At 37.8% G+C, this 21,483-nt stretch carries 15 protein-coding genes; all 15 read right to left on the bottom strand.

What is annotated here, in order from left to right; genetic code table 11:
- Positions 1 to 114: 114 nt before the first annotated feature.
- Positions 115 to 579, bottom strand: a complete 465-nt coding sequence (locus tag BUB77_RS27170) for a phage tail protein (protein WP_073280322.1) — start codon at positions 577 to 579, stop codon at positions 115 to 117.
- Positions 580 to 1,043: 464 nt separating this feature from the next.
- Positions 1,044 to 2,243, bottom strand: coding sequence for a hypothetical protein (locus BUB77_RS27165; protein WP_242962597.1), 1,200 nt, complete (start codon positions 2,241 to 2,243; stop codon positions 1,044 to 1,046).
- A 44-nt stretch (positions 2,244 to 2,287) separates the two neighbouring features.
- Entirely contained in the window at positions 2,288 to 2,578 is a 291-nt protein-coding gene (locus BUB77_RS27160; protein WP_073280321.1) for a hypothetical protein, read from the bottom strand.
- A 184-nt stretch (positions 2,579 to 2,762) separates the two neighbouring features.
- Positions 2,763 to 3,245, bottom strand: a complete 483-nt coding sequence (locus BUB77_RS27155; RefSeq protein WP_073280320.1) for a MarR family winged helix-turn-helix transcriptional regulator — start codon at positions 3,243 to 3,245, stop codon at positions 2,763 to 2,765.
- A 293-nt stretch (positions 3,246 to 3,538) separates the two neighbouring features.
- Positions 3,539 to 4,447 (bottom strand): diguanylate cyclase, encoded by a 909-nt coding sequence (locus tag BUB77_RS27150; protein WP_073280319.1) that lies wholly within the window; start codon positions 4,445 to 4,447, stop codon positions 3,539 to 3,541.
- On the bottom strand, positions 4,448 to 4,819 hold the full coding sequence (locus BUB77_RS27145; protein ID WP_073280318.1) for a response regulator: 372 nt from the start codon (positions 4,817 to 4,819) through the stop codon (positions 4,448 to 4,450).
- Positions 4,812 to 7,142, bottom strand: a complete 2,331-nt coding sequence (locus BUB77_RS27140; protein ID WP_170866768.1) for a response regulator — start codon at positions 7,140 to 7,142, stop codon at positions 4,812 to 4,814. Before BUB77_RS27140 ends, BUB77_RS27145 begins: the two co-directional genes overlap by 8 nt.
- Before the next feature lie 651 nt (positions 7,143 to 7,793).
- On the bottom strand, positions 7,794 to 8,180 hold the full coding sequence (locus tag BUB77_RS27130; protein ID WP_073280315.1) for a (deoxy)nucleoside triphosphate pyrophosphohydrolase: 387 nt from the start codon (positions 8,178 to 8,180) through the stop codon (positions 7,794 to 7,796).
- A gap of 11 nt (positions 8,181 to 8,191) precedes the next feature.
- Positions 8,192 to 11,155: a DEAD/DEAH box helicase gene (locus BUB77_RS27125; RefSeq protein WP_073280336.1), complete on the bottom strand. Its 2,964-nt coding sequence runs from the start codon at positions 11,153 to 11,155 to the stop codon at positions 8,192 to 8,194.
- Positions 11,156 to 11,476: 321 nt separating this feature from the next.
- Positions 11,477 to 12,589 carry an Ldh family oxidoreductase gene (locus BUB77_RS27120; protein ID WP_073280314.1) on the bottom strand — a complete coding sequence of 371 codons (1,113 nt, stop codon included), beginning with the start codon at positions 12,587 to 12,589 and terminating at the stop codon, positions 11,477 to 11,479.
- Positions 12,590 to 13,041: 452 nt separating this feature from the next.
- Positions 13,042 to 14,160, bottom strand: a complete 1,119-nt coding sequence (locus BUB77_RS27115; protein WP_139241340.1) for a hypothetical protein — start codon at positions 14,158 to 14,160, stop codon at positions 13,042 to 13,044.
- Between the two features lie 169 nt (positions 14,161 to 14,329).
- The gene (locus tag BUB77_RS27110) at positions 14,330 to 16,789 is read right to left on the bottom strand and encodes an RICIN domain-containing protein (protein ID WP_073280312.1); all 2,460 of its coding nucleotides are present in this window, start codon (positions 16,787 to 16,789) and stop codon (positions 14,330 to 14,332) included.
- Positions 16,790 to 17,025: 236 nt separating this feature from the next.
- Positions 17,026 to 17,667 carry a beta-phosphoglucomutase gene (gene pgmB / locus BUB77_RS27105; RefSeq protein WP_073280311.1) on the bottom strand — a complete coding sequence of 214 codons (642 nt, stop codon included), beginning with the start codon at positions 17,665 to 17,667 and terminating at the stop codon, positions 17,026 to 17,028.
- An 81-nt stretch (positions 17,668 to 17,748) separates the two neighbouring features.
- A complete protein-coding gene (locus tag BUB77_RS27100; RefSeq protein ID WP_073280310.1) occupies positions 17,749 to 20,079 on the bottom strand; it encodes a glycoside hydrolase family 65 protein in 2,331 nt (776 codons plus the stop codon).
- 138 nt (positions 20,080 to 20,217) lie between these two features.
- Positions 20,218 to 21,246 (bottom strand): LacI family DNA-binding transcriptional regulator, encoded by a 1,029-nt coding sequence (locus BUB77_RS27095; protein WP_073280309.1) that lies wholly within the window; start codon positions 21,244 to 21,246, stop codon positions 20,218 to 20,220.
- Positions 21,247 to 21,483 lie beyond the last annotated feature (237 nt).

The raw sequence follows: 21,483 nt of genomic DNA, 5'->3' as shown, positions 1-21,483 counted from the left end.
TATTATATCCTGACATAATTCTAGTTTACTAACTTCAAAAAAGACTGGCATTTTTATAAAAAATCCATGCCACTTTGTGTTCCGTAAAATGGTAATCTATTCACTCAGATTTATTTAATATTCACCCTTTATTACAAAAAACGAACCCCGTATTGTTCCGGCCAGTTTAGACTTCTGCCTGGCAAATTTGAACTTCTCTTCTAACTCCTTTGGGACCTCCATTCCCTCTGAAAGCTTTAAACCTACTGCCCGCTTCTTAGGGTCATCCACCGTATACATGACATTGACCTCAAGGCCATCCTCATAAAAAACATAGGCCATTTTGATATTTTCCACTTGAAAACGGGAAGTTTCTAAAGGTTTGGCCCTAAACTCAATATCACGTTCTTCTTTCAAAATCCGTTTCACATAATCAAGAGTTTCCTGGCTTTCACTTACTGGCACAACGGTAAATTCATGCTTGTACTTGTTCATAAAGTAACGAGCTTCATTTGCACGCAAGCCTGCAAGTGCTTCTGCCACAGTGGAAGACTCTAAACCAACCGTGGACACATTTTTAAAATCAACGGTATAAGACATTTCCATACCTCCTTTTATCTCTTTCTATCCTGGCTGCAGGAATCCACATTTCTATTTAGAGCTTTCCCATTATTCACATAATCTATTAACAGCAGATTTATATCAGCCTCACTGTAACATCCTCGCGTCTTTTCAGATAAAAAACTATGCGCCACTCCACATCGTCCACAGGACTAAAGTGCCGTGCAGAGCAGGCTGTATGGATTTTCCCCTGGCCGCTGCCGCTGGAAATGATGCCAGCCGGGCAATCTGCACTGCCAATGACAGTGGTAAAAATGCAGTTGAAGGCTTGTAGTTCATTGAGGTCCGTGCTCTTCTGCCGAGGTAAGTCGGAACGTAAGCAATCAGTGATAGTAATTGCACCATCGGGCAGGTCCGGCATGAGTGTATAGCCCATCACAGTATAGTAGGTCGGAAAATCTTGATTTTGGCTGCTAAAATACTCATGGGACATTTCCTGCTGCTCATATTCCTTCACGGTCAGTGTATGCTGTGCTGGTAATTGGGTGTGTAAACTCAATATTCTCACCGTGAGCCGATACATGGAAGTGCGGTCCCGGCTCAGCGGCAGGCTTCTCCATCAGTGTTATGCTGAGTGTCTTAATTTGCGACTCATGTTCCTTCGTCCAAATAAAAGCAGAACGCCAGATTGCCCAGCCATAGGCAGGATCAAGGCCATAATGTTGAAGCACATTCCTGGCCTCAAAGCTATTAACTTCCGGAAAACAGGGATTCCATGTTATACAGCAGCTATGAGATTCTGAAAGAAGAGTTCCATTCAATACAACCTTCGGATTTATATTGGTACCCAGCGGATTTTCTATGTCAATCTGCATCTGCTGTTCATCCGTAAAACCAGTTCCGTCATTTTCAATAGAAAGATTCCACCGTTCCATAAAAGAACGGATGTTTTCAGTTGGAACCTGCAGGCAAAAGTCCATCACCAAGCCTTTCCTGCAGCTGTTACATGCGGGAATATACCAGGCCTCATCATCCCAGGCAAGCTGCTTATGAAGAGAAATTTCCTTACCGGCTTCTTCCTGTCCATGATGCCCCCAAAAGTTTCCATCAAAATAAACTTGCCATGGGGGTAATTCCAGCTGGGCAGGAGTCCCCTTATCGTAAACTTCCGTATATTTGATGCGGCTGTAATCAAATCCGGCCTGCAGCTCTTTGATATAAGCAAAGGGCTGCTCCATAGGCAAAAGCAGCAGTCCCTCCCCAATGGTATCCAAAACTGCCCGCTGTTCAGCAGTAACTGGATTGACCTGCAGGAAGGCTTCAAACTGCACCTTATCCCAACAGTATACTTGCTCCAGTGCTGCCCCATTGCCGCAAGCCAGCAGGAGCCGCAGGAAGTCCAGAAAATCCCTTGCCACCGGATGCACATAGTATCCCGGTGTGTTCATCGGGCTGACAGCAAACACCATTTCATCAAACCCGTCCACGAAGCAATAGTGAATACCGTCCGTATCTGTCCAACCAATCACTTTCGCACCTTTGGGAGTACAGAAGCAACTGCTTTCACTCTTGCCACGTCCCAAACCAATGCAGGAGCTGTCAACATTCAGATTTAGGTATTTTTCATAAGTGGTTGCCATCATAACCTCGCTTTCTATGTATTTCCTGTTTTTTCGTATATCAACAGCATCATTTTCAAGCACATCTTTCCCAGCAGATATCAGCAGAACCGGTTACTACATTTTCATTACTTGTCCGAAGATATATTAACTGAGGTATCATCATTTTGGCTAAACTGTGACACTATTAAATGTTTTAACTTATCCGAGCAAATATCAAATATACAAATCAATAAACCTAATATGCTTAGTAACCAAAAAACTATATAGGGACCTCTTATTCCCATGCCAAGCAGCGCCCCTTTCATACCATCAATACCATTGTAATTACAAGGATGCAGTGCCACTAAAACTGTAAAAATAATAACTCCTATAATGCCCCACGAAAACATTAATGCACCTAATACAAATCGCTTCAAATTTGCTTACCTCCCATTAATATTTTTTCCATATTGCCCCATTATAGACTTAAATATAGAAACAATCAATGTCAAAATTCTGTTCTTAATACTACTATATTGACTAATTTTTTATCCATTTAAACCTCAAAATTTAGATTGCGTATTATTTATTTGATTGCTCAATATATGGAATCGTTTTCATTTATTTTTTATGTATATCTTTTATTATATCATCATAGACAGAAAGCACTTTTCTCATTGCCCTATCCGAATCCATAATCATCAAAATATCTTGCTCTGTTAAATGCGCGGAGATCTTACTAACTTCTTGTTTCAATAAGTTCCTGATATGTTTATCAATATCACTAACCTGCACACCTAACTCTGTCAGTGAAACATTATTAAATCTACGATCATTGCCATTTTGCTCCCGAATTACAAGCCCCTTCTTCATAAGCCGTGTCACAGTCTGACTTACCGCCCCATGAGTAATGCTGAGTTTTTGTGCCAAATCCGATATAGCGGGTACTTCCGAATCCCGGATAGCATTTAAAAGCTCCAACTCACTCATATACAGGGTCAATCCCGGGATATATTCACGAGGTTTTGTCAGATAACGATAATATTCTACTGTTGTTTTTTCTCTTTCATTAAAATATTGATGCACCAGTTTTTCTCTATCCATAATCCTCATTACCTTTTATTTTTAGGGTTTTGTAAATACTGTATGCTGTATGTATTTAATTTCTATGACCAATAAATACATTAGCACCTAACGCATTAAACAACAAATATTGGATTTTACATAATTTATTATAATTCTTATCAATTTAAATTGTCAATACTTTGGCTACATCATAGAAACGATACTTTACTAAGGGAGGGCGCACACTTTGGAGCAGCCCTACCTGTTCATAATAACGCAAGGTTCTGATTACAAAGGATTTACATACCGAAGCAACAAAAGGTATACATACATTATTGTTCAAGCTCCTTTACCGGATTTCCTTCCACCCGGTTCCTGCCACTCTGTTTTGCTCTGTAAAGAGCTTCATCGGCGCATTTAACCATATCTTCACTGTTAATATAGTCCTCAGGCGTCTTGTGGTAAAATCCTATGCTGACCGAAACCTTTATGGCAGCGAAGTCTATCAAAAAATCATGTTTTTCAATTATTTTCCTTAATCTTTCACAAAATAAAAACGTATCTTCCTTGCTGATGTGAGGCAATATTATACCAAATTCTTCTCCGCCGTATCTTCCCGGGAAATCACCGCTTCTGGTACTTGCGGCTATTATTTCTGACAGTTCTTTTAAAACAGCATCCCCGGATGTATGCCCATATGTATCGTTAATTTTCTTAAAAAAGTCAATATCAAGCATCACAAAGGAAATTCCCCATTGGTTCCTTTCCTGGTTTTTTATTTCTTTTTCAAATAATTCCAGAAGTAAAGCATGGTTAAACAGCCCGGTTAACCCATCTCGGGATGCCTTGTTCTTTAAGTCTTCCTTTGCATGTTTCTGCCTCAGGACAGACTGTACCCTGGCAATCACTTCTACTTCATCAATTGGTTTTTTGATATAATCTACCGCTCCTATTTCCAAGGCATTTTTTAAGTCCTTACTATCGGCCTTGGCAGTTACCATTATAACTGGAATATCTCTTAAATCATTGTCTTCTTTTAAGGCTTTACATACTTCAAAGCCATCCATCTCAGGCATCATAATATCTAAAAGAACAACATCCGGCTTAAGATTTCTGGCCATATCAACAACAGGCATTCCACTGTTTGAAGTAAAGACCTCAAAGTCTTCATCCTCTAAAATATCCGTAAGCAGCCTGAGATTATTATTATTATCATCTACAACAAGCACTTTATCATACATCTATTCTTCACCCAGCCATTTCTTAACTGTTTCTGTAAAAATATCTTCATCAATAGGCTTTACAATGTAATCATCAAATATTTTCCTGAAAAATTCCTTATCATCAGCCATAGCATGAGCAGTCGCAGCAATTATTGGGACCTGTTCAAATTCCGGCATTTTTCTTAATTCCCTCATGGCAGTGACACCATCCATATCCGGAAGGGAAATATCCATTAAAACCAGTTTATAAGGTGCTTGTGTTGCTTTTTGCAAGGCTTCTGTTCCTGTTCTGGCCTCCACCAGATGAATACTATCATCAATTTCTTCCAGCAGCTGCTCCATTAGCCTTATATTGTGGAGATTATCCTCAACTAGTAAAATATTATGCATTTTCAAATTTCTCCTTAATTCTCTTCACCAGGGTTTCCATTACCGTATCCATCATTACGGCAGATTTTTGTATAATTATACTTGTCCTCTCGTGTAATTCTTCTTTTTCCTTATTTGTTAAATCCTTTGCAGTCACAACAATAATCGGCGTGTCTTTGATACTTTCCCTGTTTCTTATTTCTTCAATAACGGTAAATCCATCTTTTTTTGGCATCATGATATCCAGTATCAGTACATCCGGCTTTTTAAACAGCATTTCCTGTATAACAGCTTCCCCATCTTTTGCCAACCGATAGGGCATGGATTCTTCTTTTAAAAACTGTCCCATTAAATTGAGGAAATTTTCATCATCATCTCCTACTAATACATCTATTCCCTGCTTTTTACGAATGGTACGCATAATCGTTTCCACCAGCTCTTCCTGGGTAACGGGCTTTATCAGATATTCATCCGCCTTCATACGGTATGCCAGATTCTTTTCACTTAAAACACTCGCCATTATAACAGGTATATTTTTCGTATGATTGTTATTTTTTAATTCCGATAAAATCTCCCAGCCATCTTTATAGGGCAGCATAATATCTAATAATATGGCATCCGGGCATATCTCATTTATTCTTTCCATTACATCTTCCCTGCCTGTAAGGGCTATGGTCTCAAATTCATATTCACTTAAATACTGCTTATATAACCGCTGTATGTTAGGGTCATCATCCACACATACAATTTTCTTTTTGTAAGTCAACGAAGAATTCTCATCTTTTTGCATCTCTGATTGAATTTCATTATTTTCTATATCATCCGGCAAAATTACCGTAAAGCAGCTCCCTTCTCCCAAGGTACTGCATACCTCAATTTTTCCGCCTAGCATTTCTACGAACTTTTTCGTGATGGATAAGCCAAGTCCGGTCCCGCCTACTTTTCTGGTATAGGAGCCGTCCACCTGGCGGAATTCATCAAAGATATGACCAATGTCCTCCTCTGATATTCCCACTCCCTCATCTTTTACCCGGATATAATACAAACTCTCCTTCTTTTCAACAGATAAAGCAACTGTTCCCTTTTCCGAATATTTAAAGGCATTACTGAGCAGATTAATTAAAATCTGTTTAATTTTCATCCGGTCACTTTTAATTGGAATATCCTCTTTGGTATAGGAATCCTGCCGATAATTTAGGTTCTGACCTTCTGCCAGCGTTTTTGTCATTTGATAAACTTCATCAATAACCTTTAGTAAATTAAAGGATTCCGGATGTACTTCCATTTTGCCCGCCTCTATTTTAGAGTAATCCAGCAGATTATTAATAAGTTCCAGCAAATGGTTTGCCTCTTCCCTTACAATTAACAAGTTCTCCTGCTGGGTCGGTGGCAGGCTTTCCCCGCTTTTTTTGATTACACGGTTGGTAAACCCGATTATGGAATTAAGGGGTGTCCTAAGTTCATGGGACATATTGGCTAAAAATTGGCTCTTCAGCTTCGTGGCTTCATTTACTTCCGCCATTTGTGCCTTCAGGGCTTCATTTTTTATATTCAGTTGTTCTTCCCTGTACTTAATCATTGCCTGCATTTCATTAAAACGATTTATTAAAAGATTCAGCTCCTTATCTCCTACAAGCCTGACTTGTTCCTCATACTTCTGGTCTTTTATATTCTCTGTTGCCTGTATTAATAATTTAACCGGCCTTGATACTGTCAAAGCTGTAAATAAGGATATTCCAATGGAAAGCAAAGCCGTAAGAAATCCGCCAAAGGTCATGACATACCCCGTTTTTCGTTCTGCTTTCTTTAAATTATCATATCTGCTGTTCAGGGTATTTTGTTCCGCATCAATTACATTGTTAATGATATTCCTGATGGCATCCATTTCTTTTTTGCCCACCTGGCTGTTAACTATAGCTACAATATCCTCCATGGAAAAGAGACCTGCATTGACCTTTTCCCTGTTAGCAATTATCTGGGCAGTTTCCCACTCATACCATTTTTCATACCGTTTATTTAAGGTCTTTAAATTGCCCTCTATGTATTCTTTATTCTTTGCCAGCTCCTGCAGGCGGCTAAAATGTTCTAAATACTCTTCCCTTCCCTCATAAAAAGGCTCTAAAAATTCTGAGGTACCGGAAATTGCATAGCCCCTGGCTCCTGTTTCCATATTTAAAAGACTTATTAATATGGAATTCGACTCCTGTATAATCTCTGTTGAAGATAGATTATCATCCACAGCCTTGGTCTGGTTATCGTAATTAATATAAGTATAAACAAGTATTAACACCATTAAGGCTATGACTATTCCAAAGCCAATAAATAATTTATGACCCAGATTCATTTTATTGAGAACCATTTGTCTTTTGTACGATAAGAATCATACACTCCTTTTCCTTTACTTTAATAGGACTTCAACTTAACTGAAATAACATTTATCCCAGTAAACAAAGGTAAAATGGCTCTTCCTTCTCCAGGATAACCTCTAAATATATCATATAAATTATATTTAGTAAATACTTTATTGATGGTCAATAACTGCTGGTGTATTTTTGTACCCGGTATCCCCCTGCGTATCCTATAATCCGGTCCAATAAGCGTCACCACTATTTTTTTCGGATATTGAAGCAGCTCTTTTCTGAAATAAAAGAAGCACCCTTCAGTTTGATTAAAACCAAAAGGCGCTGGTTTTGTACTATTCTCTTTATAGGCACTTTCCGTGCTAGTCATTTAGCTAAATCAGTACCGTACTTGCTACTTCATATTCTCATCAGAAGTATTTTACCCATTCATGGATTTGTTTCAGATGAAATAAAACATGTAATAACTGCCTGCCAAACGATATTTTCACTTAGTACTTTTTGAGAAACTTACCAAATGGCTTATATCATAGTGCTTGAGAGATTTCTTACCTAATTTCTGAATGCTGCACAAACAATTTTTCGCAGTTCAACCACAATCTCTAAGCCCTTGTATAACATATTTTTTGCTTTCTTTAAACAGCCTCTTTCAATTTCTCTACTACCCACAAATCTGCCGGAAGCCAGTCAACTGTATCTAACTCACCCTTATTAAGCCATTTTGCTGCCTTATGTTCAAGGAGCGTCATGTTACTATTCTGCATTTCACAAATAAAACAATGCATGGTCAAATGAAAGTTGGGATAATCATATTCAACTGTAGTCAAAAAATCTTTGACAATAATTTCTGCTGCAAGTTCCTCTCTAATTTCACGTAATAACGCAGCTTCTAATGCTTCGCCTGCTTCCACCTTTCCTCCAGGAAACTCCCATCCATCTACAAACTCCCCATAACCGCGCTGAGTTGCAAATACCTTTTCATCCTTTATAATTATTGCTGCTACTACCTCTATTGTTTTCATTGTCGACTCCTTTATTCATTTGTTGGGATATTGTCATAAGTAAAATACTGATATAAATCTTCTCTTACTGGCACATCTAATACATAATGAAACTTCAAAACGGTATCCCCAACGTCCGGCCTCGATATCATTTCTTTTTCTCCGGTATTATAAAGTTGTCCCAAGAAATAATATTCACTGGCACCTTTATCGTTACTGCTTTTTTGCATAAATAGAAAAATACTTGTATCATTACTAAAAAAATATTCCATTTCAGGAGATTTATAATTTCTACCCGATTTCGAAATCGAAACTAATTCTGATGGAGACATAAAACAGTCTTCATAATTTTGGCTGTCTATAACATCCTCATCTTTTCTATATGTTATAAAGACCGGAAGAGTCTTTGTCTCTTTATCATAAAAGTATCCACCCACATTCTGCGGATTTTGATTTTTAGACCAATTTAATAAGCGACATATATCACTTTTCGTATATTTCTGATATAGAACAAAATCAGTATTCTTATACCTGTTACTATAATACTTCTTGTATCTTAGAATGCCGTAATCCAACAATTCCATAAAAAGCTTTACAAATATTTCACTGTCCTTTTCTCGAAGCAGTTGCTTCGAACTTTTAATTTCCCCATTTTCTTCTTCTACAAATATACTTTTCGAAAATTTCTTTTTCTGAGTTTCTGCCGGAACAAAGTTATTTGATAATACATTTATCACGTTTGAAATTCGCTTCGTATCAGCATAAATTCCACATTCCTGTTGTAAATCATATTGATATAGTTTACTTATCCCTGTTTTATATGCTATTAACCTCTTTAGTAATAATAACTCATCTGCTCTTTTTCCATTGGCTATTTTCTGAGAAATAAATGCTAACATTTCCTCCTGTGCATCTGTTAATGCCGTTTTATAAGGGTATCCCTCCTCATACTTTTTCAAAAAATAATGATAAGATCCAAGACTCTTATTATCAAAAATACAGGTAATATCAATTGTATTATATTTTTCAAAATCTTCATATGTAGGAATGCGTCCTAATTTGTTACGAAGACAACGATATTCACATACAATGTCATTTACTTTATTAACAATGGATGAATCTATTGACTTATATATTTTATCTCTAGTAATCTCATCAAAATGAATACTAGAACTGCCCGGTATCATTCTGGTTCCTTCTGCAATATATCTTCGAAGAGTATCTTTATTTCTTCTTCTATCACCAGAAAGTGCAATAGGGATCAAATAATTGTTTGTATAATTTCCGATAAAATCCAGTATTACAACATATTCCTTTCCGTCAAATTTACGAAGGCCTCGCCCAAGCTGCTGTATAAATACAATGGAGGATTCCGTTGGTCTAAGCATAACAACCTGATTAACTTCCGGAATATCAATGCCTTCGTTAAATATATTTACTGTAAAAATATAATCTAATTTATTATCTGCATCTTTTGTAGTCAACTTCTGGATAGCTTCATCTCTCAAATCAGGTTTATCATCACCTGATAATGCACATGTTTTATAACCTCGTTCATTGAATTTTTCTGATAGTAATCTGCCTTCCTCTATGGAACTGCAAAATATTAACCCTTTAACCCTATCTCCTGAATAACCAAAATACTCTATTTTCTCTATAATATAATCTACTCTTTTGTCCGAAGCAAGTAAACTGAACTGTTTTAATTTACTTGTATCGTCATTAGCGGTTTTTCCGTCTATTTCCAAATCCGTTATACCAAAATAGTGAAAGGAACATAATAAATTAAATTCTAATGCCTGTTGCAGGCGTATCTCATAAGCGATATTATTATCAAATAACTTGTATATATCATAACCATCCGGTCGATCCGGGCTTGCTGTCATACCTAACCAGAACTTCGGTGTAAAAAATTCCATGATTTTTTGATAACTATCTGATGCCGCGCGATGAACTTCATCTATGATAATGATTTCAAATTCATCCCGCAAAAATCTATTCCTTACATCATCTTTTGCCATCATTGTCATCATGGCAAAGACAAAATCTGCCTGTGTAATCTGCTCATAATCCTTTTCATTACCTGTTAAGATTTCCATCTTCTTCATGTTACCAAATACTCTCTGATAGCTTTTCATTGCTTGTTTTAATATTTGTTCTCTATGTACTAAAAATAAGATTCTTTTTGGATTACGATCACTAACTGCAAATGCAGAAGCATATGTTTTACCAGTACCTGTAGAGGATATCAAAAGTGCTTTATTCTTTCCTTCCTCTTGTATCTTCCTTACGCTTGATACAAATGCTACCTGCATTTCATTTGGCTGTAATTTATATTGATCTATAGAAGAAACTTCCGCCTTCTTCGCAAGCTCTTTCTGCTTTTTTATTAAATCATAACTTACTGAATATTGCTCAATAAAGTCATTATAATCCTTTGAAAATCGTGAATTCCATAATTCATTAAATTCACGAACAATCTCATTGGCATATTCACCCTGCTCTGTTGATATAATTCTTGTATTCCATTCCTTATTTTTTGTTAATGCTCCTAGGGTAATATTAGAACTACCAACAATAATCCGATATATCTCATCCTGTTTAAAAATATAACCTTTAGTATGAAAGCCTTCACCTGCCTCTTTTGTACAGTACATCTTAAGTTTAATATTTTTAAGTTCCGCTAATTTGCGTATTGCTTTCGGTTCACTAAAGCTCAAATAATCTGTTGTAAGAATCTGGCCGGAGATGCCTTTTATTTCAAGGTCTTTGAGAGTTTGAAGTAAAGGTGTTAAACCACTCATTGTAATAAAAGCAACGCAAATAAAAAAGTTATCACAATTGCGGAGTTCATCTTCTATTGAAGATAATACTTTTCTACGTTCATCATAATTATTCGAAACAAACTGAGGTTTATATGCCAAATTTGATATTTTATTTTGATTAATAAAAGCAGTTTCGAAGCCTTGTTTCATTTTGTCTATTTTCTTTTGCATCGTATTCACCTTAAAGCTTTTTTCTGAAATTTCCATGTTATCATCGGTTTATAACCTATCTTTTCATAAAATGGGTTTCAACCACCTGTCATATGTGTAGCTCCAAGCAGTTGCATACTCTGATTCAGTTATAATTCCATTATAAACCATATAAAGATAATTTTCAAAAGAAAAACACCATTTATTACAAATGTAAAATTACAATAATTTCTGTTAAAAGCATCAATTCCTTAAGTTTTTCCATGCAGTATATTAATCCTATATCCTTCAAAGGCGCCGCCATATATTTCATTAGCAGCGCCGCCTTCCTGTTTTTCAAACTTATTCAAATGGGAATTTATATTGTACCAGTCCGAGTTCATCACGTACCTTAATTATTTCCTGCTGCACCGCTTCATTAACCGGAACACCACTGTCCTTACGTTCCTGCCATACAAGATACTCTTTTTCGCCTGCCGTAAAAATATGTTCACACCCTGGTGCTTTGGCGGAACTTCGGAGTTCACGCAGGATATCCCCGCATGTCTTTTTAAATGCTTCCAATCCTAAGAACGCCTCCGTATCAATTGCAACAAAGAAATGTCCCAGATGATAAGGTCCTTTTTTGCCATTTTCATCGATACCTGTTAACCTTTGAAGAAAGTTGCCCTGCTGTAAAGCTGCGGAAAGAATCTCCACCACCGTTGCATACCCATAGCCTTTATAACCTGCAAGTTCCTCTCCTATTCCTCCCAGCGGTGCAAGTGCCGCATGTCCGGTATTTAAATCAGATAATATCTGGTCGGAATCGGTCTTGGTTTCACCATCCCGCCCAATTACCATACCGGCAGGCGTCGGTTTACCAACACGTGAATAATATTCAATACGCCCCCGCTGTGTTATTGAAGTTGCACAATCAAGCACAAAGGGAAAATCTTCATCTGTGGGCATGCCAAAAGTAAGAGGGTTGGTGCCAAGCTTATTCTCCACCCCAAAGGTGGGGGCAATAGAAGGTCTCGCATTTGTCCCGGTAATCCCAATGCATCCGGCTTTGGTTGCCATGATTGCATAATAGCCTGCAATGCCATAATGAGTCGAATTACGAGCGACAACCATGCCCATTCCGTATTTTTTAGCTTTTTCAATTGCCATATTCATAGATTTTACACCAATGACCTGCCCCATACCATCGTGTCCATCTACAACCGCTGTTGTCGGAGTTTCCTTTAAGATCTCAAAATTTGTAACCGGATTTTGAATACCTGCTTTGATGCGGTCCAGATAGATTGGTTTAAAACGGTTAACTCCATGGGATTCTATTCCCCGTTTATCCGATTCCAGCAGCACATCCGCGCAGACCTTTGCGTCCTCTTCCGGGATACCATACCCTATGAATGCATCTGTTACAAAGCTTGTGATTGTTTTCCAGTCAACTACATTCGATTTCATTGACATAATTACTCCTCCTTCTTTTATAAGCTACTTTCATGGATATTCTTAACTCTTAAAACACTTGCTGCAACCTATTGTTATGTAATACTCCCATAAGGAAACTTAATAACAAATATTTTAGTCTCTCAATCCACTTTTCATTATGTTTAATCTCAATTATAATTCTATATGGAATAATTATACCATTAAATGTATTTTGCTGAAAGTAAAAATAACTTTCTTTGAACAAATAATATGTAAATTTTAAAGAAACTTCGCTGAAATTTATATAAAGGGATATATGAACTTACTCAAGGGATATAAAAAGCACCTCCGAATAGTCTTAGTGCTGCTAATGCTTTAATCATCATAGACGAAATAAGGAGCCGATCATAGTCGACTCCTTATTTCTTTTAATGCTCTGTACCGCCCTTTGTATGGTAATCATGAATACTAACAATATCTCCGTAGTACTATTAATCTAATTCAATCCACTTTCCTTTTATTTCATCATCTATTTTAATATAGACTGCTTTATAGATATTTGCATCAAGATTAGTAACAGAAAATTCTATTGTATACTTACTGCGAACGAAAGCCCCATAAGTATTCTGAGCGTCAAAATAGCCTTGGACTCCCACAATCTTACCCTTTCTTTGCATCCCAACACCAGTAGAATCTAATCCAGGATATTTAACAGTGCTTGGTGTCTTAATATTATCCTCAATAATATCCTCGGCATACATATAATACTTTACCCTGTCCACTAATACCCTATCAAGTACACCTTTCTTATCAATCTTAATTTCTTTACCATCATACAAAATATAGAATTGCCACTTTATAGAAGATATACTATCATTCTTAAATGCTACCTTTAAACTATAATCGTCCGCACTAAAGTCGAAAGTTGATTTTCCGGTATCACTTTTCTGGATAATATCTACCTTCTTAAATCCCATCTTTTTATAGAATAAATCATATAAATTACCAGCCGTTTTTTTACTTACTCCTGCTTTAGCCGTTACCTTTTTAATGAATTTTTCCTTCTTCGACAATGGTTTCTTAGTCGGAGTTGGTGAAGGTGTTGACGTTGAAGTTGGGGCGGAGGTAGCGGTAGGGGTGGAAACAGGGGTTGTAGCAGGATTATTGGTTGCTGCCACTTCAACTGTATTATCATTACCTAATGCAGTGGTATCCGTTGTTTTATACGAATTACTTGATTTAGCCATACTATATATTGCAAAAGCGTAAAATAAAGTTATTATTGTCCTGGTTAAGAATTTGAATACTTTGTTTTTCCACATTAAAACTAATCCCGCAGGAAAGAAAATGATAAGCAGGAAAATAATAAACCATCTTCTCTCAGTCACTCTTTTTTTATACTTAGGTGCAGGAGTATTATAAGAAGCAGCCGAATAATTATCAGAGGTGTAATTATTCGTGGTATAGATATTAGTTGTGTAGTTATTAGTTGTTTGACTTTCACTATTATTGCTGCCAGAGGTATCCCTATCTGTTGCTTCGTTATTCGCAGTGGATGTAATCGGATGTGAAGCACCGCAATGAGGGCATTCCTTACCTTCATATTCCAATCCACAATATTCGCATATGTATGTCATTTGTCTCTCCTATTTATGTATTAATAACTATAAGTATAGGAAGCCTGGTCAATTTTGTCAATCATAATGCTTGTAATAAAAATAGGTATAGCATATGCCATACCTATTTTAGGGATTATTGACTATACAATTCTAATAATTTTTAATTAATAGGTTCTAAAACCCATTGTGCACTTAACCAGCCGGACAGTATTGACCCGCTTTGTACATAACCAGTCTTATTCTCTGTGTGCATGTATTCAGAATGTTCAGGCCAGCGGCTCTTTATTCTGGTTTTGCCTTCTCCGATATCCTCAAGAATCCACATCATACTCCACCAGTTAGTATTCAGCTTAGCATATTGAACATATCCTGTTACGTTTTCAATGGTAAGATAGTCGCCTGTCCATACATTTTTTATTCTCTTTGTTCCGGAACCGTCACCTACATCCTCAACAATCCACTTCATGCTTTCCCAGCCGGTATTTAAATCTCCATACTGTACCGTGCCGTTTTTATTTTCAAGATGCATGTAGCTGCCTGTCCATACATTTTTAATCCTGTATTGCAATTGCGCAGGCGGCGGATTTTGAGTTCCGCCCATATCTTTTCCATACTGCGGGTTGCTGCCATAAGTAACCGTTACTGAAGTGGTTGCTGCCGGAATTGTAACTGTTCCTTCTTCATTGTCTATTGTTCCTGCCGTAGTAGCTATAATATTGTTTATAAATGCCGGTATTCTTACTACTACGTTGTTGCGTGCCTGTGTTCCGCTTAAAATTACCCTTACCTGATTATTGGCAAGTCCTTCAATCTTAACACCCATTCTTCCGTTGTCCTTAATAGGATAATTCGAAAGTTCTGTTACCTTACCGCTTATCAGCCATTCATTAGGTATTCCGTTACCTACTAAAACAGTACCATCGGACTTTTCAGCTATCAGTGAATCAATGAGTACCTTTGTAGCTGTTGCCTGACCCCACATATGAGGGCATGAACCGCCGCCGTCTCCCGGATGAGTACCCTGCCAAGGTACTGTAGTGTCGGGATACCATATTCCTTCCCACCATCCGTAGGGTGATGTCATTGCATCGTTTATCATAAATTTGTATGCATATATACCTTCTGTACGGTATGCATTACCCCTCAAGCCTCCGCTTCCGTATCCTGCATTGTATGCAGAGCTGTAGAAGCCGTGGGGATATCCTCCGAAATCATGTGCCGGTAAATTTCCGATCAATCTACCGAACCCATAGTCATAAGTAGCATCAACCGCATCAAGAAGTGTGCCGCTCTGATCTGCACCGAATAAATATCCATCCCAGTTCCAACGTCCGAACAGCATTTGCGATGCCCAGTTTGCATCCCTCGGTTCAGAACATCTGTTAGCTGTATTTGGCTGTACAATGGAAGCCGGTATGTAGTTCAGGCCATAGGCTGACCTGGTCTGGTCAAGCTTGTTGTTTACGCTTGTGAGCAAGCTGTCGTAAAGATTGGAAGCCCAGGCTGATTCTGAGGTTTTGCCTAATCTGTCACAGATATATTTGTATGTGCTTAATCCAAACAGCGCTGAACAGTTATCCATTGTCCAATATCCGTCAGAATCCAAATCGTTCGTCATTTTCATTATTCCGTCAGGACCTGTACGTTCTGATTCAATCGTATGTGTATTTGACTTGATTACATCAAAATTTTCATTGACATATGCCGTATCTCCGGATTTCAACAAATACAATGCATATGGCCAGCTGAATTTCCATTTTGCATCGCTGTACTGAAGTGCAGACTGTATCCTGTCTATGAAATTCTTTGCGTCTCCCAGGTCCCCCAGGTTGATGAGATTGGTTATAATACCTATGGAATCATGGTCAAAAACTATATCATATCCATTTTCCCCAACATGTATATCATATCCGTCGTTGATGATACGCGTATAGCAGTATCCTGCTTTATAGGCATTTATGAGGCTTGTATCCGGAAGCTGCGTGATATTCACGATATTCCCCAGCTTGCCGTTCCAAAAATTCTTCATGTTTGTGTAGTGTGTATCCCAGCTGCCTGCGGCAGCAATACTGGAGCTTGAAGGCCATGCATAGGTGCCTCCGAATCTGTCGGCCGCTATTGCAAAGTCATGGTTCACAGTCTGCCCTGGCTGTACAGTGGTGCTGTTGTTGGTAAGGGCAGTGTAGTTGCTGTTTTGGCCGGGAGCCAGTGTTACAGCAGAAGTACCGTGATTATAGACCGAAACCCTGGAATAAGCTATTACGAAGTTATTCCCGCCTAAAGTAACCTTGTCTCCAAAGTGCTTTATTTTCACAGTACAGTTGTCGCGTTCAAACTCGGTTACCAAACATGGCAGGTATCCTTCTTCATTGTACCATTTCTGTGTTGTCGGATTATTGTATATGGAGAACCACAGGTCAAGGTTTCTCCCGTCACGAATGTACATACTCCCGTTCATACGTGGTATCGGGGAATCCTTATCACCATCCCATCCAATAACTCCCTCCATCTTGCTTATCGTGTAAGCAGATGCATCCTCCGGAAAATAAATTGCCGCCACTGCTGTCAACAGCAGTGCGATCATCAGTACCATACCAAAAAAACGACTTGCTTTCCTCATACCTATTACCCCCTAAAATTAATTTATATTTTTTTGTTTCTAATAACTTACAACATCAGACTTATCCTTGCCGGAAAGGAAGGTTTTGCTATAATCTGTATATTCATATGTGTAAATTCTTATCTTTTCCCTCACATCATTTAAATTCATTTGCAGCCGCATCGGTTATTTTGCTAAGTATGTTTCATCGCTGGCACCCCCTTCCTCTGCTTTTTTCTCTGCCTTTTTTACTCCGGTTATTCACATATCCCAAGAATATCTGAAAATTTGGATAAGTTATAATCTGCCATATTACAATTCACTGCGTCACCTATAGCGGCACAATCCATCCCTCCTTTACGGGCTGCTTCAATACCTGCTTTTGCATCTTCAACGACTAAACACATTTCGGCAGCTTTATTGACAAACTTGGCAGCCATTAGAAAGACCTCCGGATCTGGCTTTGACTTTGTAATATTATTTCCATCAGAAATTGCATCAAAATAATTTTCCAACCCTATCTGTTTTAATATAAATCCGGCATTTTTACTTGATGAGCCTATTGCTAATAAATAGCCTCTCCGGCGCAGCTGGTCCAGTGTCTGCTTTACCTCTATGCTCAAATCACTGCTATCCATATTTTTCAATAAGTCACAATAGATTTCATTTTTTTGATTTGAATATTGCAGCTTCTGCTGTTCTGTCAATTTTCCAGAAAAATTCTCCAGAACAATTTCCAGGCTTTCCATTCTGCTCACGCCACGGAGTCTGTTGTTAATCTGCTCGTCAAAATAAACACCTAACTTATCCGCCAGACACTTCCAGGCAGCAAAATGATACTTATCAGTATGGCAAATAACTCCGTCCAGATCAAAAATTACTGCTTCATACTTTTTCATTTACCTCTCCTTTCCCTCAATTATATATTTAGTTACAATTCCTGATCAAAAATTAATAAAACGTTTTGGGTATTGCTTAAACTATAGCTTCATTTTCAATTCAGTATCAATACTGTATGCTTTATTGTTTACATATACCTCAACCTTTTTTGTTGCGGTACAATTTTTAATCAGCAGCTTCCGTTTATCAACGAATACCTGTAAGCTCTGGCCTTTCCATTTGATTGAAAATTGCAGGGAATTCCAGCTTTCAGGCAGTTTTGGTTCTATCCGCAGCTGCCCGTTCATCATACGTACCCCTCCGAAGCCATAAACAACAGATTGCCATATGCCTCCCATGGAAGCCGAGTGAATGCCCTCATTGGAGCTTTTCATATTGGGCCCCAGGTCAATAGAACAGGCTCTTTTAAACAGCTCATAGGCTAATTCATAATCACACATATCATTTGCTAAAACACAATGGGTCGACAGGGATAAAGAGGAATCATGCAGGGTTCTTGGTTCATAATAATTCCAGTTGGCTTTTTTAACATCATGAGAAAATAAATCTTCCATAAGAAAAAACAAAATCATAACATCTGCCTGCTTTGATACCTGGATATTATTTACCTGTTCCAAATTATAATCATTGAATATGGTACCAACCTGCTTTTGCCTCTTATACTTCGTCAAATCAATATCCTTTAAGGTTAAATAGCTCTTATCCTGTGCTATGATGAAATCCTGTTTTCCAGGGGTGGGAAGATAGACTTTATCTATCCTGTCAATCCATTCCGTATATGTATTGTTTAAGTCTAATCTAGTAAATAAGTCTTTAAATCGCGTTCTTTCTTCCTGGAGCTGCCCGTAATATTCAATCGCCTTTTTTATATTCCAATACGCCAGATAGTTCGTAAAAGCATTGTCGTCCACATGCTCCTTATATTCATCCGGTCCGACCACATCATTGATATGGTAAAGCTTATCCTCCTGACTATATTCTAATCTGGAAGACCAGAATTTCGCGGTATCAAAAATCAATTCATAGCCATAACAGTCCATAAACTCCTGATCGTCCGTTATCATATAATACTGCCATACGGCGTAAGCAATATCAGCTGTAACATGCTGTTCAATAAAGCCTGACCATATTTTCGTTGGAAGACCTGTTACGATATCAACGGGTCCCCAGACCGGTGTTACTTCCCCGTCATCCAGCCATGCGGACTCCCAGGGAAACTGGGCTCCCTTATAATTATTTGAGTTCGCTTTTTTATGTGCGCCCTCCAATGTGAGATATCGGTATATCAGAAGATTTTTTGCAATTTCAGGCTCTGTAAATATAAAGTATGGAAGAATAAATATTTCAGTATCCCAAAAGGTATGTCCTTTATACCCTTCACCGCTTAGACCTTTTGCACCTATTCCCATCCTCTTATCGTGAATTGGAGTCATGACTGTCAAATGATATTGTGCAAATCGAACTGCCAATTGCTCATACTCATCTTCCGAATCTATTATAATTGGATTTGTATCCCAAACTTTATCTTCCCATTCCTTTGCAGATACTGAGGCAATCTGGTCATAGCCTGCCATAGCACTTGCTTTTAAAGCCTCTAACGACCTTTCCTGGATAGTTTTAAGAGGAACTCCTTGATTCTGTATATCCCGTGAAGTATATACATTCGATATTTTTTCAATTGTTAATGAATTATTCTTTGGAAGCACTGCATCATATGCACAGAAAATCCTTCTTCTGTCAATAGCAATATTCGAATTAAGCTCCGTTTTTTTCTGATTCAGCTTAAAGGACAATGTTGTATTATGTATGATATCAATTCCGGATTCTGAGGTCGCTTGTACTAATTGCATGTACTTCCTATCATAAAAGCGCTTTTCACCATCCGTCATATGCTGGGACCCGCTGTTTGTCATACGTCCATTAATTCCGGAGGTTATTTTAATCTTTGCATCGCAATTAACCGGTACTATCACAAGCTTTTGGGCTACCAGATGCATATCCTTTAAAGAAACCGTACGATAAAAATCCAGTAAAAATAGTTCTCCCTGCATGGATTCCCATAATACATGCCGATGTAATTCACCGGTCTTTAGATTCAGACTTTTTGAATATTCTTTAATCTTGCCCTTTTCCAGCGAAAAGGAATTCTCGTTTAATTCCAGCTCTATATTAATGATATCAGCTATATTCGGCAGTTCAGAAACCTCATATTGATCAAGCTTATTAAAAGTACCAGCTATATAATAGCCTCTTGTTTCCCCTGTATACGATTCTTCAGCCGAAGACCGAATTCCTAAATAACCGTTTCCAAGGCACATGATGGCTTCACATTTTCCTAAATTAGAATGATCGAACTCATTCTCTTCTATAATCCAGTCTTTTGCTTTATTGTAATTCAAAGTAGATTCCATCTTTTCCTCCAGTTTTCCCCACCAAAACGTTTTGTATCACTGTTAAAATAATATGCTTCCCTACTCTCACAGTAAGGCAGCAATTATTTTAAAATTATACTATCAAGTATAACAATCATTGATGAAGCATACTCAATATTAAAGCTTATCCATCTTTGATACAGTATTTCGGATTACAAATTCATAGGGAGCTATAATTTTTGATGAAGATTTTTTATCAGACATCATATTATACACAGCCTCACAGGCCATGAATCCCATATCGTAGGGATGCTGTCTGATGGTTGTAATACCTCCGTGATAATATTCAGCTATGGGTATATCATCAAAACCAATAACTGAAATATCTTCCGGAACTCTAAGACCCAGATCTATTGCCCCTCGTATCGCTCCTACCGCCACCAGGTCACTAGCACAGAAAATTGCAGTAATACCTTTATACTGTGACAATAATTTCTTCGTTTCTTCATAAGCTATTTTTTCATCAAAATCGCAATATCTTAAATACTCTAAATTAAGAACAATTCCTGCCTTCAACAAGGCCATCGCATAACCGGAAAATCTTTCTCTTGAAACGCTGGCCACATTCCTTCCATTCAGCATGGCAATATTGGTATGCCCTTGTTCGATCAGATAGGTTACCGCTTGCTGGGAAGCTGCAACATTATCAACTGATAAAGAACAGACCATTTCACTTTCCTCTTCAACGTTAATATCTATCACTGCACATGGTATTTCGCTTTTCAGTACTTCATGGTAATAGCGGTCATCTGTTTTAAGTCCCAATACAACGACTCCATCTACATTTTTCTTTCTGCAGAATTGCAGATAGCTAATCTCTTCCTGTCTCATTGTATTTGTTACCAAGATTACGAATTCACATCCATTGTTCATACAAGCGTTATAAATTCCACTTATAATTCCAAATGCAAAGCCGCTCATGTCATTTGCTTCCATACTTGACATCAAAAGACCTATTGTTATGTCAGACATGCCGCCTAATGATCTGGCATTTACATCAGGTGCATAATTTAATTCTTCCGCTACTTTTATGATTCTATCTCTTGTTTTTTTATTCACATCAGAGTATCCGTTCAGCGCTCTTGAAACAGTTGTTATTGATACCCCCGCCGCCTTAGCAACGTCTTTGATATTCGTCCTCTTCATACAATCACCTGATATTCCTATTTTTTATAATATTATCATTATTATAATTCAAGTTCAAGAGGTTTCTAAACCGTTTTGGAAGGGCCCGGGGCCGAGGATTTCGCAGGTACGATCTTGTGTGAATTATGTTTTTCAATAATTTACATTATCCGCCATGCCTTCCCAACGCGCCGCAAGATTGCGCCGAGGATTTCGCAGGCACAATCTTGTGTGAATTATGCTTTTCAATAATTCACA

The organism is Anaerocolumna jejuensis DSM 15929 (assembly GCF_900142215.1).
Taxonomy (GTDB): domain Bacteria; phylum Bacillota; class Clostridia; order Lachnospirales; family Lachnospiraceae; genus Anaerocolumna; species Anaerocolumna jejuensis.
The sequence above is the reverse complement of the archived record's forward strand: the minus strand, read 5'-3'. Positions and strand labels throughout refer to the sequence as shown.